A 23,726-nucleotide genomic window follows, 5' to 3' on the forward strand; every position below is an offset into this window, starting at 1 on the left:
GCGAGCTTGCTCGCGAAGGCGTTGGGTCAGTCGGCATCATGGTTGGCTGATCCTCCGCTTTCGTGAGCAGGCTCGCTCCCACAAAGGGATTTTTGCTGGGTAGGGCTCTGGGGTTGTACCTGAGCCCTTGAAGGTCAGTAGCGGATCATCACCGACTTCAGTTCGGTGTAGTCATCAATGAATGCACTGCCGAATTCACGGCCCATCCCGGAAGATTTGCTGCCGCCAAAAGGCACGGCCGGGTCGAGCAGGGTGTGCATGTTCACCCATACCGTGCCGGCCTCGATGGCGGGGACCATGCGCAGGGCCTTGCCCAGGTCGTTGGTCCAGAGGCTGGCGCTCAGGCCGTAGGGCGTTTCGTTCATCAGTTCCAGCAGTTCCTCCTCTGTGTCGTACGGGAAGAACGTGGCGATCGGGCCGAAGGTTTCTTCGTTGAGCAGGCTGTCGTCGCGGTGATTGGCGAGGATGATGGTCGGCTCGACGTAGCACCCCGGCCCATCGATCAGCTTGCCGCCGTGGACGATGGTGTTGTTCTGCGCGCGGGCCTTGGCGAAGAATTCCGCGAGTTTTTGCTGATGCTGGCGGTTGGTCACCGGGCCGAATTCGGTGCGTTCGTCCAGGGGCGAGCCGATGGTGAGTTTGCCCAGGCGCTGGGCCAGTTTGTCCATGATCGACTCGATCTGCGAGCGATGGACGAAGAACCGTTCCGCCGCGGCGCAGATTTGCCCCGAATGCAGAAAGCCCGCCTCAATGATCCCGTTGACCGCCACCTCGGGGTCGATGTCACGCAGGAACCCCGCCGCATTTTTCCCGCCCAATTCCAGGGTCGCCCGGGTCAGCCCGGCGCCCATGGCCGCCTGGCCCACCGCCAGGCCGGTGGGCACCGAACCGGTGAATGAAACCTTGTGGGTGCCCGGGTGTTCGATCAGCCCTTTGCCCACCTGACCACCGCCGGTCAACACGTTCAGGGCACCGGCCGGCAGGCCGGCTTCCATGGCCAGTTCAGCGATGCGCAGGATGGTCAACGGGGTGAACTCGCTGGGCTTGATGATGATGCTGCAGCCGGTCACCAGGGCTGACGCCAGTTTCCAGATGGCGATCATGGTGGAGAAATTCCACGGCACGATGCCGACCACCACCCCGACCGGTTCGCGCAAGGTAAACGCGGTGTAGCGTTCACCCGCGAAGGAGGGCAACGAAGGGGTGATCGTTTCACCATTGATCTTGGTCGCCCAGCCGGCGTAGTAACGCAGGAAGTGCGCGGCCTGGTCCACTTCGAAGGCCCGGGAGATGTGGATGATCTTTCCCGACTGGCAGGTTTCGATCTGCGCCAGTTCTTCGCGGTTGCGTTCCAACAGGTCCGCCAACTTGAGCAGCACATGGCCGCGCACCGCCGGCGCGGTTTGAGACCACTGCTTGAAGCCGCGCCGGGACGACTCCACCGCCGCATCGATGTCGCTGGGGTTGGCGTCGCTGACCTGGGCGATGACTTGGCCGGTGGCGGGGTTGACGACGTCCAGCGTCTGGCGGCTCTGGCTTTGGACGTAACCACCGTCGATGAACAGGGCGTGAGGTCTACCGAGGAAGGCTTCGACCTGAGGCAGCAGGGCAATATCGCTCATGAGGGTTTCCTGATCGCGAACAAGGGAAAACCCGAGCGTAATCCCGACACGACCGCCCGGCTTGACTGTGCCTGCCGCGCGGTATGTCTGTGGCTGCCAGCCCGGGCGGCTGGCAGCCACAAGCAAGGTCCCGTGCAGGCAGGGACAAGCCAGCATGGCCGGTTTGCGATCAGATCCGGTTTCGACTTGATGGGCAAAGGGGCAGGCGATGTTTCTCCAGACCAACAAACAGAAACTGGCGTTGATCACACAGGTGCAGCGTGTGCTGGCCGGCGAAGCGGAGGCCACACCGATGCTCGACGCCTATCCGCCACTGCGGACGGTCCTTGAGCAGTACGCGAGGCGAATGGCGAGCGTCACTGCCCACTTGCACCAGGCCGAGGCACAAGTGGAAGCGCAAACCCTGCGCTGGCAGCAAAGCGAACATGAGTTGCACCTGGCTCGCCAGCAACTGGAGCAAGCCCGCGAGCGTGCGCAGGAGATTGAGCGTCGTCTGGATGAACACGGCCAGCAACTGCAGCAACATCGCCAGGACGCGCAGATCTGGGAGCTGCTGCAGTCGACCCTGACGGAAGGTTGCTGGGACATTACCGTGGTCGACGGCGATCTCCAGCACCCGGCCAGTGGCATGCGCTTTTCCAGTCAGTTCCGCTCGTTGCTGGGTTATGGACCCGACGACTTGCCCGATGGCTGGGATGCCCAGGTGGGCATCACTCACCCGGACGACCTGCCGAAGATCATGGCCATTTTCGACCGGGAAATCCTTGGTGCCCAGGGCCGCGGTGAATACGTCTTCGAATACCGCATGCGCCACAGGAGCCGGGATTACATCTGGTGCCGCGAGCGCGGTCGGGCGGTACGCGACCCGCACGGGCAATTGGTCCGGGTCATTGGTGCGGTGCGGGATATCAGCGATGAGCGCTCGGCCCAGTCCACTCATCAGCGCATGCTGGAGCAAAACCAGGTGACCTACGCCCAGATTGCCACGGTGGTGGGGGTGATCAAGGGCATTGCCGACCAGACCAATCTGCTCGCCTTGAACGCCGCGATTGAAGCCGCCCGGGCCGGTGAGGTCGGGCGGGGGTTTTCGGTGGTGGCCGATGAGGTGCGCAAGCTGGCGCAAAGCACCCGGCAAGCGACCCATCAGATCCAGACCATGTTGCACCAGCACAAGCAATAAACCGACCGGGGGCTGCCGTTGGGGCAGCTCCCGATACGCTCAGAAGGGAACCGCCACCACCAACTGGCTGTAGACGTTGGTGCCGTTGCCTTCGACCTGATTACCACCGTTGTCGGCATCCTTCTCCGGCTTGTACAGGCCCACCAGCGGCGTGACGATCAGGTGTTCGTTCACCGCCCATTCCACGTACAGGTCCAGTTCCTGCGCGTCGAGGTTCAGCGCTTCACGGGTGTGCAGGGTCTGGTAGTCGAAGAACAGCGCACCGATGGTCACGGTTTGCGTCGGCTTGAGCTTGAGGCCGACGTGCTGGATGGCGGTATTGCTGTTGAACGGGCCGGCATAGTTGCCCGCCACTTCACCCTGGAACCAGGTGCCATAGCCACGGTTCTGGCCGTTGAACATCGAGTCCCAGTCCTTGGAGTAGCGGCTGTAGCGATAGGTCAGGTCCGGCGTCCAGGGCTGGTCGGCGAAGGTGTAGCCGGCTTCGGCGTACCAGGCTTTCTCCGGGCCCGCGTCCTTGTCCTGCCAGGCGTACTCGAAGGAGAAGTGGGCATTTTCGATGCCAGCATTGCCGGCGCCGCGCAGGCTGTAGATGTCGATGCCTTCGCGCTGCTTCTGGAAGTCACTGGCGTAGCGGTCATCGACATCGATGCCATGGATATAGGTCAGCCCCAGGGTGCCAGGCGCGGTGGTGTATTCCAGCGTGCCGGCGGCCATCTCGGTGTTGGCCTGGGCGCGGTTGTCGGACTTGATCCACATCAGGCTGCCATGCACGCCGTCCTTGCCGCCCAGGCGCAGCACGGCGGTTTCGTCGAAGGCATGCCGGGCGGCCAGGTAATAGGCGCCGCCGCGGTTGAGTTCGCCATCGGCCACGCCTTTGCCCAGGTTCAGGCCATCGTCGTTGATGATGAAGCCATCGCCGAGGGTGATCACTTGGCGGCCGTAGGACAGGTCGACACCGTCCTTGCCCAGTGCCGGGAACAGGTCACCCGAGCGCCAGCCGGCAAAGGCTTCGTCGAACTTCGTGGTGCGTTCGGAGCCGTCGCTCAGGCCGGCCGCATCGCCATCGCCCCAGGTGCCAGAGCTGACCAGGTTGGCCGTCCCGTAGACACTGCCCAGGCTGCCGAGTGTCTGGTCGATACTCAGGCCATACTTGATGAAGCCTTCGCGCCAGCTCGAACCACCGGCGGTGCCGTCGTAGTTCTTGCGGCTGTTGAACAGCCCGTAGACCGCCAGGAAGTTGCCGGTGACGGTGGTGTCTTCGTCGGTGTAAAGCTCATGGGCCTGGGCCGATGAATCGACGACCAGCAGGGCGATGCCCAGGCCGATGGCGTTGCGCAGCAGAGGTGTAAGGCGTGTGTGCTCCATGGTGGATTCCCCAGTGTGATAGGACAGCGGAGCGGGCATTAAAGGGAGCGGCACGAGGGGAAGTCTTTCACCTGCCTGCCATGGAGTTGATCCAGGCCGCCAGCGTGGCGGTGTTGGCAGGCAGCAACAAAACCGTCGGCAGACATGGGCAAGACGCCCGGGGCGGGGGCGGCGCAGAGTAAGGCCGCACGCAACGCCGTTTCGATCAGGGACTGGTTGGGGAAGGCATGATCGCCGGCTCCTGGACGGCTGTGGCATCCATACTAAAAATCCGCTTTCGAGGATCTGCACGATGTCGATCAATGACAGGCTCACCGAGCACTTGAACCGGGGTTCGGTGGGTTTTCCCACCGCGTTGGCCAGCACCATTGGCCTGATCATGGCAAGCCCCGTGATTCTTACCGCGACCATGGGCTTCGGCATCGGCGGCAGCGCCTTTGCCATGGCGATGCTGATCGCGGTGGTGATGATGCTGGCCCAGGCGACGACGTTCGCCGAGGCCGCGTCGATTCTCCCGACCACCGGCTCGGTCTACGACTACATCAACTGTGGCATGGGCCGGTTCTTCGCGATCACCGGCACCTTGTCGGCCTACCTGATTGTCCATGTCTTCGCTGGCACCGCCGAGACCATCCTGGCCGGGGTCATGGCCCTGGTGAATTTCGAACACCTCAACACCCTGGCCGAATCGGCTGGCGGTTCCTGGCTGCTGGGCGTGGGGTTCGTGGTGGTGTTTGGCGTGCTCAATGCTTTCGGCGTCAGTGCTTTTGGCCGGGCCGAAATCATTCTGACGTTCGGCATGTGGACCACCCTGATGGTGTTCGGCGTGTTGGGCCTGATCGCCGCGCCGGCGGTGGAGTTGGAGGGTTGGTTCGGCGCGTCCGTGGTGGGCACCGATCTGGTCACGGTGCTGTCGCTGGTGGGCATGGCGATGTTCATGTTTGTTGGCTGCGAATTCGTCACGCCGCTGGCGCCGGACCTGCGCCACTCTGCTAAAACCATGCCCAGGGCGATGATGCTGGGCTTGTTCAGCGTCGCCACGTGCATGTTCATCTACGGCGCGGCGATGAAGCGCCAGGTGGAAAACGTGCTGCTGGATGCCACCGGCGGCGTGCATCTGCTGGACACACCCATGGCGATTCCACGGTTCGCCGAACAGGTCATGGGCGATATCGGCCCGATGTGGCTGGGCATCGGCTTTCTATTTGCCGGCGCGGCGACCATCAACACCCTGATGGCCGGCGTGCCGCGGATTCTCTACGGCATGGCGGTGGACGGCGCGTTGCCGAAGGTCTTCACGTATCTGCACCCACGGTTCAAGACGCCGTTGCTGTGCATCCTGGTGGCGATGCTGATTCCTTGTCTGCATGCGTGGTGGTTGGGTGGCAATCCCGACAACATCATGCACCTGGTGTTGGCTGCGGTGTGCGCCTGGAGTTTTGCCTACCTGTTGGTGACCGTGTCGGTGGTCAGCCTGCGGGTTCGTCGCCCTGATCTGCCGCGGGCCTATCGCTCGCCGTGGTTCCCGTTGCCACAGATCCTGTCCAGTATCGGCATTGTCCTGGGCATGTGGTTCATCACCCCGCCCGGCATGAATCCGGCGGACATCTACGTGCCTTTCGCGGTGATGCTCGGCGGCACTGCGGCGTACGCCTTGTTCTGGACCTTGGTGGTGCAGAAGGTCAATCCATTCAAGCCGGCGTCGGTGGAAGACGTGCTGGCCAAGGAGTTTTCCCATGAGCCAGGGCAACCTGCGGGCGAGTTTGTCGACCCTGCTGCAAAAACTGTCTGAATTGTTCAGCGCCCAGCGTGCCCCGGCCGGTTATCGGCCCGGGGTGACTCTGGAACACCTGCGGCGCAACCTCGCATTGGCACGATTCGAGATCGCGGGCCCGACGATGGCGACGGCGACCACCGACGACGGCAGCTTGCAGTTGGAGATTGTCGAACGCACCGAGTCGCAGCTGTTGATGCACCTGGTGATGACCGAGTTCGTCCTGCGCGTGCCTGCTTTCCGAGAGGGCACGGCACGCCTGGAATTGCACCACGGCGGGGCTCTGCGGCGTAGCGGCATTCGTTGCCGGCAGCGGGACGGGCGCAGTGATCTGGCGGCCCGGTTGCAGGCGGCCGTGGAGAAGGATCCTGTGTTGTATCAGGCTCTTATGCCGCTGGATTTCAAGCGGCTGCGCATCGATCTGCAGGGCCGCCAGTGGTGCGTGCGCCTGGAACACATGGGTGGTAGCGAGGTGGTCAATCGCATGCCGGCCTTTCGTCGCTATATCCCGTTGAGCCGCGAGCAGCGCGGCGTCTTGCTGGCGACCTTGAGCGGCCTGCAGCGGGTGTTGGCTACGCTCTGATTCTGTTGGGCTGTCCTGGCATCATTCCTGCTACTGCTCTGGCGAACAGGTACTTGTTGCGTGCATATAGATAACATGTTAACTATTGCCGTACAAAAACAAAAAGCCACTGCGGAGAATGCCATGAGCATGCAACAGGTTGGGCAGGACGGTCTGGACACTTGGAACCGGGATCTGCGGGCGACTTGCGGCCACTTCGATACCGAGTTGGCCTTCAATCGCGCGTTGTTCATTGGTGAAGTGTCGAATGTCCATCGGGGCGGTCTTGCCCTCGCGAACCTGCGCACCAACGCCGGCAGCATCAAGCGTCACTCGCCCAATGCCGATCACGATGATGACCAGGATTGCTTCCTGGTCAGCCAGCGCAGCGGCTACTGCCGCATTACTCAGAACGGGCTGAGCCTCCAATTGGCGCCCGGTGAGCTGTTGTTGATGGATTCCGTGGGAGCGCTTGAGATCAGCCCATTCGGCTTGATCGAGCACGCGGTGCTGTCCTTGTCTCGCCAGGACGTGTCGCGGCAATTGGGCGGGGAAACCAAGACCTTCGGCAAGGTGTCGTCCAGCAAGGCGTGTGGGCGGATGCTGCATGTGTTGATGGACCAGCTGTGCAAGGACACACCGGACGGCGAGGGCGCCGCGGGCGAGGGTGAAGCCTTGCAGAGTGCCTTCGTTTCACTGTTGGGCTCGGCCCTGGAACAGGGGAGCGATGGCCGTGACGAAGGGGTGGCCTTGCAGGGCAGCCACCTGCGCAGCTATGTGCAGAAGGTCATCGACGAGTCCCTCAACCAGCCCGGCCTCAGCCCTGTGGGCCTGGCCAATCGACTGAATATTTCGGTGCGCCATCTGTACCGTTTGTTCGAAGAGCAGGACGACAGCGTTTGCCGCTACATCCAGCGGGCCCGGCTCAAGCGCAGCGCCGATGACCTGACCAACCCGTTCCTGCGGGACGAGTCCATTACCTCGATCGCCTACAAATGGGGCTTTACCGATTCGGCGCATTTCAGCCGTTCGTTCAAGAAGCAGTTCGAGCTGTCGCCCAAGGAATTTCGTTCCAGTCGTTTGCAGGTGGGGCAGGGGGTGGCTTGAGGGAGGACTTGTCCGAGATCATCGCAGGTTGAACCACCGTCATCGCGAGCAGGCTCGCTCCCACAGGGGCCTTAGGTAAGCAGGATAAATGTGGGAGCGAGCCTGCTCGCGATGGCGTCGGTACATTCACCACCATCGCGAACTGACCGGCTGCTCCCCTTGTTACACCTCCGGCAAGGTCGCCCCCCCATCGACCACCAACGTCTGCCCGGTCACATAATTGGCCAGGCTCGACGCCAGGAACAGCATGGCGCCGGCGATGTCGCTCGGTTGGCCCAATCGACCCAGCGGCACCCGGCGGGCGATGTCCTGATTGACTTCATCGTCGCCCAGGTTGGCCATGGCCGGTGTCGCGATCATGCCCGGTTCGACCCCGTTGACGCGGACATTCTCGGCTGCCAGTTCCAGCGCGGCGTTGCGAATGAAGCCATTGACCCCAGCCTTGGAGGCCGCGTAGTGGCTGAGCCCCGGATACGCCACCCGCGGGCCGGTGACCGAGGAGGTCACCAGCACGCAGCCTCGGCCCTGGCGCCGGAACATCGGCAACGCCGCCTGGGTCAGCCAGAACAGCGCTGACAGGTTCACCGCCAGCGTTCGTTCAAGTATCGCCGGGGTGATCTCGGCGAACGGCGTCAGCGGAAAATACCCGGCGTTGTGCACCAGGATATCCAGTCTCCCCAAGCGTTGCTCCAGCGCGGTCATCGTGTCGAAAATCGCCGTCGCGTCGGCCAGGTCAACCCCCACGGCTTGCACCTGACAGCCCACGGCGGCCAATTCGTCGGCCACTGCCTCGGCCCGGGTCAGGCTCAGGTCGGCGATGACCACCTGGGCCCCGCGCAGGGCAAACGCTTCGACGATGCCCCGACCAATACCTTGTGCACCACCCGTGACCAGCACGGTCTGGCCGCTGAAGTCCAGATCGTCAGACATCGCTGGCCTCCATCCGGCTGAAGGCCAATGTCGGCACGTCGACGATGCTGGAGCCTCCATCGGCCACCAGCGTCGCCCCAGTGATGATCGACGCTTCAGGCGAGGCCAGGAAACGGCAGACGTTGGCGATTTCCGCCGCACTGGCCGGTCTGCGCAATGGCACGTCGGCGCAGACCCGGTCATACGCCTGTTGCAACGTTTCGCCATGGAGCTGCATCAACACCTGCATCTCTTCATCGGCCATGGGCGTGCGAACCCAACCTGGGCAGACCGCATTGACCCGCACGCCGTGAGGGCCGTAATCCCTGGCCAGGGAGCGGTTGAGGCCCAGCAGCGCATGTTTGGCGGTGGTGTAGCCGCACACGTGAGGGCCCGCCGCCAATGACGCGATGGAGGCGATCAACACAATGTTGCCGGCGCTTTCCCGCAGCAGGGGCAGGCACGCCCGGGCGCTGTAGAAGGCGCTGTCGAGATTGCTGCGCAGGGCCGCTTCCCAGGCCGACGGCTGAGTTTCGGTGGCACTGCCCATCCCCAAGCCACCGGCACAGGCCAGCAGCACGTCGAGTCGGCCATAGCGCGTACGAATCTGCTCGACGAAGCCGTTCCAGGTGTTGGGGCAGGCCGCATCGCCCACCAGCACCAGGCCGCCGATGTCCTCGGCGAGTGTTTCCAGGGGCTCGCGGCGCCGGCCGATCAGCACCAGGTTGGCGCCTTCGGCGGCATACAGGCGGGCGCAGGCCGCACCGATGCCGGTGCCGGCACCGGTGATCACCACGGTGCGTGATTCAGGCATCGGGGTACTCCGTCTGATTGAGCACCTGGCAGTAGGAACTGACCGGGAAGTTGGAAAACTCATCGAAGGATTCACCGACGTAGCCGAAGATCTTGCCGTCGCTGCGGTGCTGTTGCAGGTCGATCAGCACCAGGCCCAGGGTCGGGATGATCTTTTCCCGCCACACGAACAGGTACAACTGATCGGCGATCTTGTAGGTGTCGCAGCGATCGGTGTCGCACAGGCCTTGCTCAACGCCCTTGAGGCACTGCCACGAGTAGAACTGGTCGTTGAGGTAAATGTGTTCGTAGACTTCGCTCGGGCTGTAGCGATACAGGTTGCGCAGCCCCACCAGCTCGGTGGTCGGTGCGTGCGGGCACAGGCCAGGCTGCCAGGGACGGTCGAGACTACCGTGCAGGAACTGCGCTTGAACCGAGGTCAGGGGCTTGCCGGCCAATGCGCGGTGGTAGAGGCCTTCGCCGGTTTCCTGCTGGCTTGGCATGCGGCCGATCACCGCGGTGAAGGCGGCGCTGGCGGTATCGAGCACCAGGCTGATCGACGAGGTCAGCTCGCCTTCGCGCTTGATGAAGTCCACCAGGTACAGGCCTGGGCGCACGGATGTGGCCCGGTAGGTTGCGGTGCCGCTGGAATGCCCATCGGCGGCGTTCCAGGTCAGCGTTTCCTGTTCGAAACGATGCTCGATCTGCCAGCCGTTGGCGAAATGCAGGGTGAAGGTCTTGCCGTCCAGGTCGGCCAGGTTGGGCAGGATGAAAGCTTCGGGGGCAAAGCCATCGGCCAGGGCGCCGACGGTGATCCAGTCTGTAGAGGTGCTCATTTGCAAGGCTCCGGTGGTTGAATTAGCCACTCGGATCATGGGGGGCCGGACCACAGCGGCCTATCAACCGAATGGTTGATCAGAGAAACAGTGCGCTGACCAATTCGGTGCGACTGCTCACACCGACTTTGCGGAACAGGTGGATCAGGTGAGTCTTGATGGTCGGCAGGCCCACGTCCAGTTCCCGGGCCAATTCCTTGTTGCTGACGCCTTGGCGTAGCAGCCAGGCAATCTGGCGCTCCTTGGGTGTCAGGTCGGCCAGTGCATCTTCATGGGCTGGCAAATGGGCCACGGCCAGTTGCAGCAAAGCCTGCAACGCATTGAGTTGGCTCAACTGCTGAGGGGTGAAGGCGCCTTGCTCGGCGGTGCGCAGCAACGAAATCGCGGCTTGGGGCTGACCGTCGCGATGGGCGAAGACTTCCACCACGTCCACCACGCCGTAGCGTTGCAGGAAGTCACGATAACGATGGTTGTCACGCAGCGGTTGGCGGGCCATCGCCAGGCCCAACGGCACCACGGCCAGCTCGCTGGACGCGCAGCGGCGCGGGTGCAGCGGGTCGAATTGGCGGTAGTTGTCCAGGTAGTCGCGGTGCATCTCGCCGCTCATCCCATGGAGGCTGAAGTCGTGGACTTGCAGGTGCCGATCCACGCAGTAGAACGCCGCCCGGCTGACGGGAACCAGTTGGGTGAAGGCGTGCAGGCACTGGCCGGCGATGTCCTGGGTCGGGATGGCGTTCATGGTCGCAACCTTCGCAAGCGGGCCGCCGGTGGTGCCGGCAGCCCTGTGCGGTCAGACTACCGCGAAGTAGTGTTTGACGAAACTTTCGCTGACCACTTCCCACAGCACCGGGGTGCCCTTGGTCACGAACCAGCTGTCGCCGGCCTTGTAGCGGGTGCTCTGGCCGGTGGCCTCGTCGGTGAGGACCACTTCGCCGGTGACCACGGTGGCTTGTTCGGCGAAGGGGTAGACCATCCGGAACTTGCCTTGGGTGGTGCCGAAGTAGGCGCTGCTGACCGGGTCGGTGGGGGCGCCGAAGGTCATCTTGCCGAAGGCTTTGACTTCGCCTTCGAGAATCTGCGAGCCGAGATCGGCGACGGTGCCCCAGGCGTCCAGGTCGGACAGCTGGATGTCTTTTTCGAGTGTGATGAGGGGCATGGCAGTGACTCCTGGTGATTGAAAAAACAAAGGTGAGGTGTGTCCAGTGCCAGTCCGTTAAACCTCGGCCCCTGTGGGAGCGAGCTTGCTCGCGATAGCGGTGGGTCAGGCAGTATTGAGGTTGACTGTTGCGCCTTCTTCGCGAGCAAGCTCGCTCCCACAGGGGTTTCGCTTATTTGACTGGCATCATGACCATCAGCGGCGGCCGTTCCAGTAGCCCGACAGTTGGTGCCAGGACTTGCCGGCAGTCAGCAGCAATGGGCGAATGGCGTCTTTGCCGATGATGGTCGGGCGGTGGATCGAGCTGACCAGGTCGTAGCGCGCCGAGCCTTCGCTCATGCCTTCGGCCAGTACCTTGCAGATGATGTGGCTCGGGGTGACGCCAAAGCCTGAGTAACCCTGGACGAAAAACGCGTTGCTGCGGCCGGGCAGGGTGCCGATCTGCGGGAACAGGTTCGGGCTACAGGCCATCGGGCCGCCCCAGGCCAGGTCGATCTTCACGTCCTTGAGGTACGGGAAGATCTTCAGCATCAGGCGCCGGTTCCAGGCCTTGAGATCCTGGGGGATGTGCTCCACCAACGGCGTAGCGGCGCCGAACAGCAGGCGATTTTCGTTGGTGACGCGGTAGTAGTCGATCACTGGGCGAATATCGCTGTAGGCACCGCGAATCGGGCTGATGCGCTGGATCAGTTCGTCCGACAACGGCTCGGTCATCATCTGGAAGGCGTAGGTGTTGATGGTCGAGCGGTGCAGTTCCGGCTCCAGCTTGTTGAGGAAACTGTCGCAGGCCCAGAGCAGCTTGCTGGCCCTGACCGAGCCGCGTCCGGTGCGCACGGTGATACGCTCGCCATAGCTGACTTCCAGGGCCGGGCTGTTCTCGAAAATCCGCACGCCGTGGCTGACCACCGCCTTGGCTTCACCCAGCAGCAGGTTCAGCGAGTGCACATGCCCGCCGCCCATGTGCAGCAATGCGCTGCCGTAGGCCTTGGAACCGATGATCTGCTGCACGTCGGCGCCGCCGAGAAAGCGGATCTCGTGCTTGCTGTTGATCGACTTGAAGTCTTTTTCCCAGGCCCGCAGGGTCTTTTCCTGGCGGGCGTTGAAACCCATGTAGCCGTAACCGTGGCAGAAATCGGCATCGATCGCGTACTTGGCGATACGGTCCTTGATGATGTCGGCGCCTAGGTCGCTGATCTCGAAGACCTGGCGCAGGCCATCTTAACCCACGTCCTTCTTGATCTTTTCCAGGTCATGACCGATGCCAGCCATGATTTGCCCGCCATTGCGCCCGGTGCCGCCAAACCCAAGATAACGCGCCTCCAGCACCACGATGTTGGTGATGCCTTTTTCGGCGAGCTCCAGCGCGGTATTGATGCCGGAGAAACCACCGCCAATGACCACGACGTCGGCGTCCACGTCCTGTTCCAGCGTAGGGAAGCTGAGGTTGTATTTCTTGGTGGCCGTGTAATAGGTGGGCGTTTCGATATTGATCATGACGCAACCTGACAAAGTGAAAGGAAACTCCGTTGCCACGCCTACGCAAGGCGTTGCAGGGAATGGCCCTATTAAGAGCCCTGGCAGGGCGCTTGTCTTGATCATCCGTGCCGGGGTACTTGACCGAGCGCGCCATGGGGCCGAAACCTGCCCCATGAAAAGTACAATCTTGGATCTGGAAGGTGCATTTTTCACTTGCCCGCGATTGCCCATACTGGACCGGCCTTAATCACTGATCCCGCCGTTTGTGCAACCTCAGGTTGCTGGGCAAAGGCGGGATCGGCAGATGCCAATAATAAAAGAGCCCGTCCATGAAAAAGCCAAACCCGCTGCTCGAAGACCTCAAGCCCCTCCTGCCGTCCATTGCCGCCAACGCCTTCCAGGCGGAGAAAGACCGTAGCGTGCCCGCCGAGAATATCGCCTTGCTCAAAAGCATCGGCATGCACCGGGCCTTCCAGCCGAAACCGTATGGTGGCCTGGAGATTTCCCTGCCGCAGTTCGCCGATTGCATCGCGCTGCTGGCCGGTGCCTGTGCCAGCACGGCCTGGGCCATGAGCCTGTTGTGCACCCACAGCCATCAGTTGGCGATGTTTCCGGCCAAGACCCAGCAGGAAATCTGGGGCGATGACCCGGATGCCACCGCCAGCAGCAGCATCGCCCCGTTTGGCCGCACCGAGGAGGTCGACGGTGGTGTGATGTTCAGCGGTGAAATGGGCTGGAGCAGTGGCTGCGATCATGCCGAATGGGCGATCGTGGGGTTTCGCCGGAAAAACGCCGAAGGCACCCAGGACTATTGCTTTGCGGTGCTGCCGCGCAGCGACTATCAGATTCGCGATGACTGGTTCGCGGTGGGCATGCGTGGCAGTGGCAGCAAGACCTTGATTATCGACAACGCGTTCGTGCCGGAACACCGGATCCAGAAAGCCAAGGACATGATGGAAGGCAAGTCCGGTGGATTCGGCCTGTATTCTGATAGCAAGATTTTCTACTCGCCGTACCGGCCGTACTTCGCCAGTGGTTTCTCCACGGTCAGCCTGGGCGTGGCCGAGCGCATGCTGGAGGTCTTTCGCGAGAAAACCCGCAACCGCGTGCGGGCCTACACCGGCGCGGCTGTCGGTGCCGCCACCCCGGCGTTGATGCGCCTGGCCGAGTCGACCCATCAGGTGGCGGCGGCCCGTGCCTTCCTCGAGAAAACCTGGCAGGAGCACGCCGAACACGGCGAGCGTCACGAGTACCCCAGCCGCGAAACCCTGGCGTTCTGGCGGACCAACCAGGGTTACGCCACCAAGATGTGCATCCAGGCCGTCGACCGCTTGATGGAGGCAGCCGGCGGCGGCGCGTGGTTCGAGAACAACGAGTTGCAACGGCTGTTCCGCGACGCCCACTTGACCGGCGCCCATGCCTACACCGACTACGACGTCTGCGCGCAGATCCTCGGTCGTGAACTGATGGGGCTCGAGCCCGATCCGTCCATGGTTTGACCGCCTGTTCGCTGAACCCTAGAACAATAATCGAGGCCGTCCCTTGAGGCGGCCGGGAGTCTTGCATGTCCAGTCTTTGTGATACCGCTTTCGACACCCGCGCGTTCCGCCGGGCCCTGGGCAACTTCGCCACCGGCGTGACCGTGGTCACTGCCGCCACTGAAGATGGCCGCAAGGTCGGTGTGACGGCCAACAGTTTCAACTCGGTGTCCCTGGACCCGCCGCTGATTTTGTGGAGCATCGACAAGCGCTCCAGCAGCCACGAAGTGTTCGAAGCCGCCAGCCATTTCGCGGTGAACGTGCTGGCCGCCGACCAGATCGACCTGTCGAACAACTTCGCCCGACCCAAGGAAGATCGCTTCGCACAAATCCAGTTCGAGACCGGCGAGGGTGGCGCCCCGGTGTTTGTCGATTGCTCGGCGCGTTTTCATTGTGAAAAATTCCAGCAGGTAGACGGTGGCGATCACTGGATCATGATCGGCAAGGTCGTGGCCTTTGACGATTTCGGGCGCTCGCCCTTGCTCTATCACCAGGGCGCCTACTCGATGGTGCTGCCCCACACTCGCATGACCAAACGGGAAGAGGGCCAATCCCCCAGCAGTCACTTCCAGGGACGCTTGAGCCACAACCTGTATTACCTGATGACCCAGGCGCTGCGGGCCTACCAGGCCAGCTACCAGCCGCGCCAGTTGTCCACTGGGTTGCGTACCAGCGAAGCGCGGATGTTGATGGTGCTGGAGAACGACGCCGGGCTGAACCTGTGCGACCTGCAACGGGAAGTGGCGATGCCGGTGCGCGAGATCGAAGAAGCCGTGGCCAACCTCAAGCGCAAGGGCCTGGTGAGCGATGAGGGCGAGCGGGTACGCCTGACCGTCAAGGGCATTGATGAGACCGAAGCGCTCTGGGCGATTGCCAAGGAGCAGCAGGACAAGGTCTTCGGCCAGTTCAGCGAGGAACAGGTCGAGCATTTCAAGCAAGTGCTCAAGGGGGTGATCAAGGGCGCTTGAGCGATATGACTGGCATCCGCCCCTGGTCAGGCTGGTGCATTCCTGTGGGAGCGAGCTTGCGCGCGATGGCGGTGGGCCAGTCGATGTTGATGTTGACTGACAGGGCCCTATCGCGAGCAAGCTCGCTCCCACAGGGTTATGGCGGCTGACCCAGGGGCTGCTGCGCAGCCCAGCGGGAGCAGGCTCCCTCGCCACAGGGGAACAGCGCCTGGTCCGGATTCTGTGGATGGATAGTCCGGCATGGGTTGGAAGCTGTTAAGATTTAGTTAACTCATTAACTAAATCTCTCTCGCGAACATACTCATGCCCAAGCCGCGCCCATCCTTGACCCTGACCCTGCTACAGGCCCGCGAAGCGGCCATGGGGTTTTTCCGGCCTTCTCTCAATCAACACGGCTTGACCGAGCAGCAATGGCGGGTCATCCGTATCCTTAGCCAGCACGACGAGCTGGAGATCAATCGCCTGGCCGAACTGGCCTGCATCCTCAAGCCCAGCATGACCGGCGTGTTGGTGCGCATGGAAGCGGCGGGCATGGTGGTGCGGCGCAAGGCCGAACAGGACCAGCGGCGGGTGCTGGTGCGCCTGGCGCCGCAAGGGCAGGCGAGCTTCGATTCGATGAGCCAGAGCATGGAAGAGAATTACCAGCGTTTGCAGGACAAGTTGGGGCAGGAAAAGCTGCAGACGTTGTTGGGGTTGCTCAATGACCTGAAGGCGATCAGGCGCTGAAGTCCGCGGCAGGCATAGGGCTTTTGTGGCGAGGGAGCTTGCTCCCGCTGGGTCGCGAAGCGACCCCTGGATGCACGAGTGAACTCAAGATTTTTTGGGTCTGCTGCGCAGCCCAGCGGGAGCAAGCTCCCTCGCCACAGAGAAGTGTGGTGTCGTTCAGTACACGCCGCCAGCCGCAGGCTTCGGTGTGTCTTTGAATGTCGCCGCCAGTGTCTGCAAGCCTCGCATCAACACCGTCGTATCCACACCCACGGCGACAAACGCCGCGCCGAGTTCGATGTAACGGCGGGCCAGTTTCTCATCGGCGCTGAGGATCCCGGCGGCCTTGCCGGCCTGGCGGATGCGGGCGATGGCGTCTTCGATGGCCGCTTGCACCTGTGGGTGGCCGGGGTTGCCGCGAAAACCCATGGACGCGCTCAGGTCCGCCGGGCCGACAAAGACTCCGTCCACGCCTTCCACCGCGGCAATGGCATCCAGGTTGGCCAGGCCTTCGCGGCTCTCGATCTGCACCAACAGGCACATCTGCTCGTCGGCCTTGTCGAGGTAACCGGGGATGCTGTTCCAGCGTGACGCCCGGGCCAGTGCACTGCCGACACCGCGGACCCCGTGGGGTGGGTAGTGGATGGCGCGCACCAGCTCGCGCGCCTGATCGGCACTTTCCACCATCGGCACCAGCAAGGTTTGCACGCCGATATCGAGCACTTGCTTGATCAGCGCCGTGTCGCCGATCACCGGGCGTATCACCGGTTGGCTGGGGTAGGGCGCCACGGCCTGGAGCTGGCCGAGCAGGGTGCGCAAATCGTTGGGCGCGTGTTCACCGTCGATCAGCAGCCAGTCGAAGCCGGCATTGGCCGCCAGTTCCGCACAGTAGGCATCGGCCAAACCCAGCCACAGGCCGATCTGCGCTTCGCCGCTGCGCAGGCGTTGCTTGAAAGTATTGATGGGCATGTCCATGAGGCGGTCTCCGATCAGACGAAACGGCAGGCGATGGAACCAAGCATGTCGTAATCGACATGGAAGGTATCGCCGGGGTTGGCGGCCACGGGGCGGGTGAAGGAACCACCGAGGATGATCTGTCCCGGTTGCAGGGTGACGTCATAGGCTGCCAGCTTGTTCGCCAGCCAGGCCACGCCTTTGGCCGGGTGATTGAGCACCGCCGCCGAGACGCCGGACTCTTCGATCACGCCGTTGCGGTAGAGCACCGCCGGTACCTTGCGCAGGTCGATCTCGGTCGGGCGTACGGCGCGACCGCCCATGACCACCCCAGCGTTGGCCGCGTTGTCGGAAATGGTGTCGAATACCTTGCGGGTCGCCTTGGTCTGCGGGTCGATCTGCTGGATGCGCGCGTCGATGATTTCCAGCGCCGGGATCACCCATTCGGTGGCGTCGAGCACGTCGAACACGGTCACGTTCGGGCCTTTCAACGGCTTGCCGAGAATGAACGCCAGCTCCACTTCCACCCGTGGCACGATAAAGCGTTCGAACGGGATGTCGGTGCCTTCATCGAAAAACATGTCGTCCAGCAGCGCGCCGTAGTCCGGCTCGGTGATGTTCGACGACACCTGCATGGCCCGGGAGGTCAGGCCGATCTTGTGGCCGACCAGCTTGCGCCCGTCCTTGATCTTTTGCGCGACCCAGGCACGCTGGATGGCGTAGGCATCTTCAATAGTGATGTCCGGGTGGTCGAGGGAAAACTGCCGCACCTGCTCGCGGGAGCGTTCGGCCTGGTCGAGGCGGGCGGCGGCTTGCTGGATGAAGGTCTGGTCAAGCATGGCAAGGGTCTCTTATTGAGGATTGACGATGGCAGCCCGGGTGCGCAGCACCAGCAAGCCGCCAAGGGCGATGAGCAGGGCCAGTACATACAGGGCGAGGCTGGCGCTCTGGGTGGTGTCGCGCATCCAGCCGATCAGGTAGGGCGCGAAGAATGAGGCGATGCTGCCGAAGGAGCTGATCAGCGCGATGCCGGCGGCCTGGGTACCGTTGGACAGGAAGGCCGGCGGCAATTGCCAGAACATCGGCAGCGCCGCACTGGCGCCCATGCCGGCGACGATCAGGCCACTCAGCACCAGGGTCGAGTTGCCAGGTGAGAGCCCGGCAATCGCAATGCCCAGTGCCGCCATCAACAGCGGCACGCACAGGTGCCAGCGGCGTTCGCGATGGCGATCGGACGAGCGCCCGCAACCGATCATGAAAAAGCAGCCGGCCAGGTAGGGTACCGCGCTGAGCAGCCCGACCTTGCCGTCGCTGCCGATGCCGGCGCCGTGGATCAGGGTCGGCATCCAGAAGGCCAGGGTGTTCACCGCCAGCATCACGGCGAAGTACACCGCCACCAACAACCAGACTTGTGGGTTGTTGAGGATCGCCGAGAACGAGGTGATGGATTTGCGCTGTTCTTCAAGGCTCAGTTGTTCACGCAGTTGTTGCTTGGCGTGCGGCGTGAGCCACTTGACCGTCTCGAAACTGTCCGGCAGGCACTTGAGCACCACGAGGCCGAGCAGGATCACCGGCAGCCCTTCGATGACGAACATCCACTGCCAGCCGCGCAGGCCGCCCAGGTCATGGAAATGCTCGAGAATGCCGCCGGACAATGGCCCGCCAATCACCCCGGCCATCGGCACGGCGATGGCAAACAAGGCGGTCACCTGGGCTCGGCGACGGGCCGGATACCAGCGGTTGAGAAAGACCAGGATCCCGGGGAAGAAACCCGCCTCGGCCACGCCAAGCAAAAAGCGCAACACGTAGAAACCGGCGGCGCTTTCGATGAGGAACATGCCAGTGGACAAGGCGCCCCAGACCACCATCAGCGTGGCGATCCAGCGCCGCGGGCCGACCCGGTCCAGGGCCATGTTGCTGGGCACGCCAAACAGCGCATAGGCGATGAAGAACAGGCCGGCGCCGAAGCCGTAGACCGTGTCGCTGAACTGCAGGTCGGCGCTCATCTGCATCTTCGCGAAACCGATGTTGATGCGATCCAGGTGGGCGAACAGGTAACAGACCAGCAACAGCGGCATCAGCCGCCAGGTGATGGTGGCATGGGTGCGGTCGTGGGCGATGGTGCCGGCAGTGTCGGCGGTATTGGCTGTGCTCATGATCTTGTACTTTTTGTCAGAGAGGCCGATGGGGAGTGCGGGGCAGGCGATTTCAGGTGGTCTGGGCGCTGAGAAAGGCGTGGACGTTGTTGGCCTTGAAGTTGAGTTGCTCGTGCAGTTCGATCATCTCGAAGGACAGGGCCAGCAGGCGTTGGGCCTGGAGTTCGGCGAAGTGCGCGGTGATCACCTCGAAGAGTTTTTCCGCGACGTTCTGGCGGGTGGCCAGGTCGCGACCATGGCCGACTTTCAAGGTCATGTGCACGAAGGCGTAGTCGTGCTTGCCGTCGGCCATGCGCCAGGTGTCCAGGCGTACGCCACGGCTGCGGATGCCGCCCAGGGGGAACACGCCACTGTCGCCCAGCCAGGCGTGGACCTTTTCAAACAGGCCGGGCAGGTCGGCTTGTTGTTCGATGTTGTCGGTGTATTCAGCGATGAAATGCGGCATGGGGCCTCCTGCGTCGGCAGTTGCCAGCTACAAGCGCTCGACTTGCAGCTGGTAGCTCATCAAATGGGGAAAATGGCATTGATCTGTCCGGTGCCGGAGCTGCCGAAAGGCTCGGTGATGATTTCGGCGGGCTTGTCGTAGTCCGGCCCGCCGAGCAACCCCAGCAGCATCGCCGTGTCATGCATCTTGCCTTCGCCGAAGCAGTGTTCGGCATAGTCCGGGAGCATGGCGCAGAACTCTTTCCAGCGGCCCTGGCGCCACATTTCGACGACGTGCAAGTCGACCTGCTTGTCGAATTCCCGCGTCCAGTTGTGGATGTTGGCTTCGGCGTTGCGATCATCGGAAAAGCGGTGGGACAACGAGCCGGACGCCAGCACCAATACCTTGCGATCACTTTTCTCGATGGCCCGGCGCACGGCGGCGCCGAAGGCGAAGCTGTCTTGCAGGCGATGCCAGGCGCACCAGGCGGCAATCGACACGACGTTGAATTTCTGGTCCTGCGGGACGTCCATGTGCATGTAGCGCATAGGCACCAGCGTGCCGTATTCCAGTTCAAGGCTAGGGATGTTGTGGGCCAGGGTGCGCACATCGACGGCATTGGCCTCGGCGGCGATCAGTTCGCCCAGTTCCGGGGCACCCGCGTATTCGTACTCCATGTTCTTGATGAAGTGCGGCAGCTCGTTGCTGGTGTAGATGCCCTTGAAGTGCGCGCCGCTGTTGACGTGGTAGGCGCTGTTGACCAGCCAGTGCACGTCGAACACCACGGCGGTATCGGCCCCCAGCTCACGGGCGCGACGACCGATTTCCTTGTGGCCGGCAATCGCGGCGGCGCGGCAACCGTGGTGCTTGCCGGGCAGCTCCGACAGGTACATCGAGGGAACGTGGCAGATTTTCGCAGCCAGGACGACTTCGCCCATGATGTTTCTCCTGAAAAATTGTTCTTGTTGAGTCTCGGGACAGCGGGTGAATCAAGTCTTGATGCTTTGGATGGATCACCGCTCTTGTGGCGAGGGAGCTTGCTCCCGCTCGATTGCGCAGCAATCGCCAGGAAAAGCCGGGGCCGCTTCGCAGCCCAGCGGGAGCAAGCTCCCTCGCCACAGGGTGTTTCACTTGCCACAGATGCGTGAGCTGCCACAGGGGTATCACTCGGCCTGGGTCATACCCCCCAACGCGGTATGTGATGACTGCCCATGGAGATGCAAACGTTCTTGATCTCGGCAAACACTTCAAAGCTGTACTGTCCGCCTTCGCGGCCGGTTCCGGAACCCTTTACGCCGCCGAAAGGCTGGCGCAGGTCGCGTACGTTCTGGCTGTTGATGAACACCATGCCGGCCTCGATGCCATGGGCCAGTCGATGAGCCTTGCCGATGTCCTGGGTCCAGATGTAGGAAGCCAGGCCGTATTCGGTGTCGTTGGCCAGTTGCAAGGCTTGGGCTTCATCCTTGAACGGGATCAGGCACACCACCGGACCGAAGATTTCTTCCTGGGCGATGCGCATCTTGTTGTTGACGTCGGCGAACACTGTCGGCTGGATGAACTGGCCGCGGCTCAAGTGCGCCGGCAGGTTGGCCGGGCGTTCCAGGCCACCGGCCAGGAGGGTGGCGCCTTCTTCGAGGCCGATCTTGATGTAGCCGGTGACCTTGTCGTAGTGGGCCTGAGTGATCATCGAACCGACCTGGGTTTTCGGGTCCTGCGGATCACCGACGATCAGGCGTTTGGCGCGGGCGGCGAATTCGGCGACGAATTGTGGGTAGACGCTCTCCTGAATGAAGATCCGGCTGCCGGCGGTGCAGCGTTCGCCATTGAGGGAAAAAATGGTGAACAACGCGGCATCGAGGGCCCGCTCGAGGTCGGCGTCTTCGAAAATCAGCACCGGCGACTTGCCGCCCAGTTCCATCGAGTATTTCTTCAACCCGGCGGTCTGCATGATTTTCTTGCCGGTGGCGGTGCCGCCGGTGAAGGAGATCGCCCGCACATCCGGGTGGCGCACCAATGCATCGCCAGCGGTGGCGCCATAACCCTGGATCACGTTCAACACGCCGTTGGGAATGCCGGCTTCGACCGCCAGGCGACCCAGCTCGTTGGCGGTCAGCGGCGACAGCTCGGACATCTTCAGTACGGCCGTGTTGCCCAGCGCCAGGCACGGCGCGGTCTTCCAGGTCGCGGTCATGAACGGCACGTTCCAGGGCGAGACCAGCGCGCAGACACCCACCGGTTGGTACAGGGTGTAGTTAAGCATCTGGTCGTCGACCGGGTAGGTGTGGCCGTCCATCCGCGTGCAGACTTCAGCAAAGAAATCGAAGTTGTGGGAGGCGCGCGGGATCAGCACGTTCTTGGTCTGGTGGATCGGCAAACCGGTGTCGAGGGTTTCCAGTTCGGCCAGCTTCGGCACGTTCTGCTCGATCAGTTCACCGAGCTTGCGCATCAGCCGGGCGCGTTCCTTGGCCGGGGTGTTGGCCCATTTCGGAAACGCTTCCTTGGCCGCTGCAACCGCTTGGGCCACTTCCTCGGTGCCGCCGCTGGCGACTTCGCCGATGGCCTCCCCGGTGGCCGGGTTGTAGTTGACGAAGACGTCTTTGCTTTCGACCTCACGGCCATCGATCCAGTGTTTGATCATGCTGCTCACGCCTCTTTACGGGATGCGAAGAACTCGGCTTCGCTGACAATTTGGTTGACCAGGCGACCGACGCCTTCCACTTCCACCACCACTTCATCACCGGGCACCACGTCCGCCAGGCCTTCCGGCGTACCGGTGGCGATCATGTCGCCGGGTTGCAGGGTCATGAAGCTGGACAGGTATTCGATCAGGTAGGGGATGTCGAAAATCATGTCCTTGGTGCTGCCTTCCTGGCGCAGCTCGCCGTTGATCCAGGTGCGCAGTTTCAGGTCGCTGGGGTCTGGCACATCGGCCGCATCGACGATCCATGGGCCGACGGGCGTCGTCGCGTCACGGTTCTTCACCCGCAGGTTGGGGCGGTAGTAGTTTTCCAGGAAGTCGCGGATCGCGTAGTCGTTGCACACGGTGTAGCCGGCCAGGTAGTCCAGTGCATCCTCGCGCTTGACGTTGCGTGCGGCTTTGCCGATGACCGCCACCAGCTCGCACTCGTAATGCATGTAGGCGACGTTGTCGGGACGCCAGGTTGTCTGGTTGTGGCCGGTGTAGGTGCCGGGCGATTTGATGAACGCCAGGGGTTCGGTCGGTGGCTTGAACGCCAGTTCGGCGGCGTGATCGGCGTAGTTCAGGCCCAGGGCGAACATGCTGCCGGTGGCCGGTGGCAGCCACTGGACCTGGTCCTCGGCCAGCAGGCGACCGTCGGCCAGGCGTACGGCGTTGTGGGCTTCGACGGTGACGGCGTGATCCTGGCCTTCAAAACGAATGCGCGCGTGCTTCATGAACCTGCTCCTGTTTCCTCGGCCACGATGGTGTTGACGAGACGACCCACACCGCTGATGTCCACTTCGACGAGATCGCCGGGGAGCACATCGACCCGACCCTCAGGCGTGCCAGTGATCAGCACGTCGCCGGCGTGCAGGGTCATGAATTCGCTGATCTCGGCGATCAGTTGGGGGACGTTGCGAACGAAGTTGGCCGTGCTGTTTTGCTGGCGAACCGCGCCGTTGACGTACAGCGTGATCGCCAGGCTGTGGGGGTCGGCCACCTGGGCGCTCGGCACCAGTTCCGGGCCGATGGCGCAGAAGCCGTCCCGGCACTTGGCCTTGACGGCGGGGCGGTAATAGCTGTCTTCCGGCAGGCTGAATTCATTGACGACGGTGAAGCCGGCCACGTAGTCCAGGGCTTCGGCGGCGCTGACGCGGCTGGCCGACTTGCCCATCACCACGCCAAGGGCCGGGCCTGGTTGCAGCCGTTCGCCGTGACCGGGATGAACCACGTCGGCGTCGTGCCGGTTGCGGGTATTGGGCGTCTTGATGAACAGCACGGGCTTGAGCGGCGGCTTCTGGTAGGGCGGTTGCTCGAACTCGGCGAGGCGCTGTTTCAGCAGCCCCTGGTAGTTCAGCGCGACCCCGAACAGGGTGCCGGTCGCGACGTCATGCAGGGCACGGCTCATGCTTGTCTCCTGGCGATGGCAGAGTGATGAGGGCTCTGCGGTTATTGTTAATGTGTTAACAGTTATAATTAAGATGTTAACTATCGTCAAGCGTGACAGAATGATCGGCAC

Annotated in this window: 21 protein-coding genes and 3 pseudogenes; 8 read left to right on the forward strand and 16 right to left on the reverse strand. The window is 62.7% G+C overall.

The window, feature by feature from the left end; genetic code table 11:
• Positions 1 to 134 precede the first annotated feature (134 nt).
• The gene (locus AC515T_RS13465; protein WP_496532884.1) at positions 135 to 1,622 is read right to left on the reverse strand and encodes an aldehyde dehydrogenase family protein; all 1,488 of its coding nucleotides are present in this window, start codon (positions 1,620 to 1,622) and stop codon (positions 135 to 137) included.
• 628 nt (positions 1,623 to 2,250) lie between these two features.
• Between AC515T_RS13465 and AC515T_RS13470 the strand changes: the two are divergent.
• Both AC515T_RS13470 and AC515T_RS13475 read left to right on the forward strand, forming a co-directional pair.
• A pseudogene (locus tag AC515T_RS13470) lies at positions 2,251 to 2,493 on the forward strand (PAS domain-containing protein); the annotation flags it as partial.
• 105 nt (positions 2,494 to 2,598) lie between these two features.
• Positions 2,599 to 2,799, forward strand: a pseudogene (locus AC515T_RS13475) (methyl-accepting chemotaxis protein); the annotation flags it as partial.
• A 42-nt stretch (positions 2,800 to 2,841) separates the two neighbouring features.
• Here AC515T_RS13475 and AC515T_RS13480 read toward each other — a convergent pair.
• A complete protein-coding gene (locus AC515T_RS13480) occupies positions 2,842 to 4,170 on the reverse strand; it encodes an alginate export family protein (RefSeq protein ID WP_496532885.1) in 1,329 nt (442 codons plus the stop codon).
• Between the two features lie 292 nt (positions 4,171 to 4,462).
• On the opposite strand from AC515T_RS13480, the gene AC515T_RS13485 reads away from it, so the two are divergent.
• The 3 genes from AC515T_RS13485 (at position 4,463) to feaR (ending at position 7,613) form a co-directional block, all read left to right on the forward strand.
• Positions 4,463 to 5,962 carry an APC family permease gene (locus AC515T_RS13485; RefSeq protein WP_496532886.1) on the forward strand — a complete coding sequence of 500 codons (1,500 nt, stop codon included), beginning with the start codon at positions 4,463 to 4,465 and terminating at the stop codon, positions 5,960 to 5,962.
• Entirely contained in the window at positions 5,907 to 6,527 is a 621-nt protein-coding gene (locus AC515T_RS13490) for a DUF3156 family protein (RefSeq protein ID WP_496532887.1), read from the forward strand. Before AC515T_RS13485 ends, AC515T_RS13490 begins: the two co-directional genes overlap by 56 nt.
• Before the next feature lie 123 nt (positions 6,528 to 6,650).
• Entirely contained in the window at positions 6,651 to 7,613 is a 963-nt protein-coding gene (gene feaR, locus AC515T_RS13495; protein ID WP_496532888.1) for a transcriptional regulator FeaR, read from the forward strand.
• 162 nt (positions 7,614 to 7,775) lie between these two features.
• On the opposite strand, the gene AC515T_RS13500 is transcribed toward feaR, so the two are convergent.
• The 6 genes and pseudogenes from AC515T_RS13500 to AC515T_RS13525 all read right to left on the reverse strand — a co-directional run bounded on the left by AC515T_RS13500 (position 7,776) and on the right by AC515T_RS13525 (position 12,800).
• A complete protein-coding gene (locus AC515T_RS13500; RefSeq protein ID WP_496532889.1) occupies positions 7,776 to 8,543 on the reverse strand; it encodes an SDR family oxidoreductase in 768 nt (255 codons plus the stop codon).
• Positions 8,536 to 9,336, reverse strand: coding sequence for an SDR family NAD(P)-dependent oxidoreductase (locus AC515T_RS13505; protein ID WP_496532890.1), 801 nt, complete (start codon positions 9,334 to 9,336; stop codon positions 8,536 to 8,538). The genes AC515T_RS13500 and AC515T_RS13505 overlap by 8 nt, the downstream gene beginning before the upstream one ends.
• Complete coding sequence (locus AC515T_RS13510; RefSeq protein WP_496532891.1) at positions 9,329 to 10,150, reverse strand: molybdenum cofactor biosynthesis F family protein; 822 nt, start codon at positions 10,148 to 10,150, stop codon at positions 9,329 to 9,331. The genes AC515T_RS13505 and AC515T_RS13510 overlap by 8 nt, the downstream gene beginning before the upstream one ends.
• A gap of 79 nt (positions 10,151 to 10,229) precedes the next feature.
• Positions 10,230 to 10,889, reverse strand: coding sequence for a helix-turn-helix transcriptional regulator (locus tag AC515T_RS13515; protein ID WP_496532892.1), 660 nt, complete (start codon positions 10,887 to 10,889; stop codon positions 10,230 to 10,232).
• 51 nt (positions 10,890 to 10,940) lie between these two features.
• Positions 10,941 to 11,306, reverse strand: coding sequence for a cupin domain-containing protein (locus tag AC515T_RS13520; protein WP_053122428.1), 366 nt, complete (start codon positions 11,304 to 11,306; stop codon positions 10,941 to 10,943).
• 195 nt (positions 11,307 to 11,501) lie between these two features.
• Positions 11,502 to 12,800: pseudogene (locus AC515T_RS13525) on the reverse strand (NAD(P)/FAD-dependent oxidoreductase).
• Between the two features lie 311 nt (positions 12,801 to 13,111).
• Here AC515T_RS13525 and AC515T_RS13530 point away from each other — a divergent pair.
• The 3 genes from AC515T_RS13530 to hpaR all read left to right on the forward strand — a co-directional run bounded on the left by AC515T_RS13530 (position 13,112) and on the right by hpaR (position 16,014).
• Positions 13,112 to 14,281 (forward strand): p-hydroxyphenylacetate 3-hydroxylase oxygenase component, encoded by a 1,170-nt coding sequence (locus AC515T_RS13530; protein ID WP_496532893.1) that lies wholly within the window; start codon positions 13,112 to 13,114, stop codon positions 14,279 to 14,281.
• A 65-nt stretch (positions 14,282 to 14,346) separates the two neighbouring features.
• A complete protein-coding gene (locus AC515T_RS13535; protein ID WP_496532894.1) occupies positions 14,347 to 15,288 on the forward strand; it encodes a p-hydroxyphenylacetate 3-hydroxylase reductase component in 942 nt (313 codons plus the stop codon).
• A gap of 303 nt (positions 15,289 to 15,591) precedes the next feature.
• A complete protein-coding gene (hpaR, locus tag AC515T_RS13540) occupies positions 15,592 to 16,014 on the forward strand; it encodes a homoprotocatechuate degradation operon regulator HpaR (RefSeq protein WP_496532895.1) in 423 nt (140 codons plus the stop codon).
• Between the two features lie 156 nt (positions 16,015 to 16,170).
• Here the strand turns inward: hpaR and hpaI are convergent, their stop codons facing one another.
• From hpaI to AC515T_RS13580, 8 genes are all read right to left on the reverse strand, one after another.
• A complete protein-coding gene (gene hpaI, locus AC515T_RS13545; RefSeq protein WP_496532896.1) occupies positions 16,171 to 16,968 on the reverse strand; it encodes a 4-hydroxy-2-oxoheptanedioate aldolase in 798 nt (265 codons plus the stop codon).
• A 14-nt stretch (positions 16,969 to 16,982) separates the two neighbouring features.
• Positions 16,983 to 17,786, reverse strand: coding sequence for a 2-oxo-hept-4-ene-1,7-dioate hydratase (gene hpaH / locus AC515T_RS13550; RefSeq protein WP_496532897.1), 804 nt, complete (start codon positions 17,784 to 17,786; stop codon positions 16,983 to 16,985).
• Positions 17,787 to 17,798: 12 nt separating this feature from the next.
• On the reverse strand, positions 17,799 to 19,103 hold the full coding sequence (locus tag AC515T_RS13555; RefSeq protein WP_496532898.1) for an MFS transporter: 1,305 nt from the start codon (positions 19,101 to 19,103) through the stop codon (positions 17,799 to 17,801).
• 52 nt (positions 19,104 to 19,155) lie between these two features.
• Positions 19,156 to 19,548, reverse strand: coding sequence for a 5-carboxymethyl-2-hydroxymuconate Delta-isomerase (locus AC515T_RS13560; RefSeq protein WP_496532899.1), 393 nt, complete (start codon positions 19,546 to 19,548; stop codon positions 19,156 to 19,158).
• A gap of 59 nt (positions 19,549 to 19,607) precedes the next feature.
• The gene (hpaD, locus tag AC515T_RS13565) at positions 19,608 to 20,465 is read right to left on the reverse strand and encodes a 3,4-dihydroxyphenylacetate 2,3-dioxygenase (RefSeq protein ID WP_496532900.1); all 858 of its coding nucleotides are present in this window, start codon (positions 20,463 to 20,465) and stop codon (positions 19,608 to 19,610) included.
• A gap of 239 nt (positions 20,466 to 20,704) precedes the next feature.
• Positions 20,705 to 22,165 (reverse strand): 5-carboxymethyl-2-hydroxymuconate semialdehyde dehydrogenase, encoded by a 1,461-nt coding sequence (hpaE, locus tag AC515T_RS13570; protein ID WP_496532901.1) that lies wholly within the window; start codon positions 22,163 to 22,165, stop codon positions 20,705 to 20,707.
• Positions 22,166 to 22,170: 5 nt separating this feature from the next.
• On the reverse strand, positions 22,171 to 22,941 hold the full coding sequence (locus AC515T_RS13575) for a fumarylacetoacetate hydrolase family protein (RefSeq protein WP_496532902.1): 771 nt from the start codon (positions 22,939 to 22,941) through the stop codon (positions 22,171 to 22,173).
• Complete coding sequence (locus AC515T_RS13580; RefSeq protein ID WP_496532903.1) at positions 22,938 to 23,615, reverse strand: fumarylacetoacetate hydrolase family protein; 678 nt, start codon at positions 23,613 to 23,615, stop codon at positions 22,938 to 22,940. Before AC515T_RS13580 ends, AC515T_RS13575 begins: the two co-directional genes overlap by 4 nt.
• Positions 23,616 to 23,726 lie beyond the last annotated feature (111 nt).

The organism is Pseudomonas sp. FSO-7 (assembly GCF_059579345.1).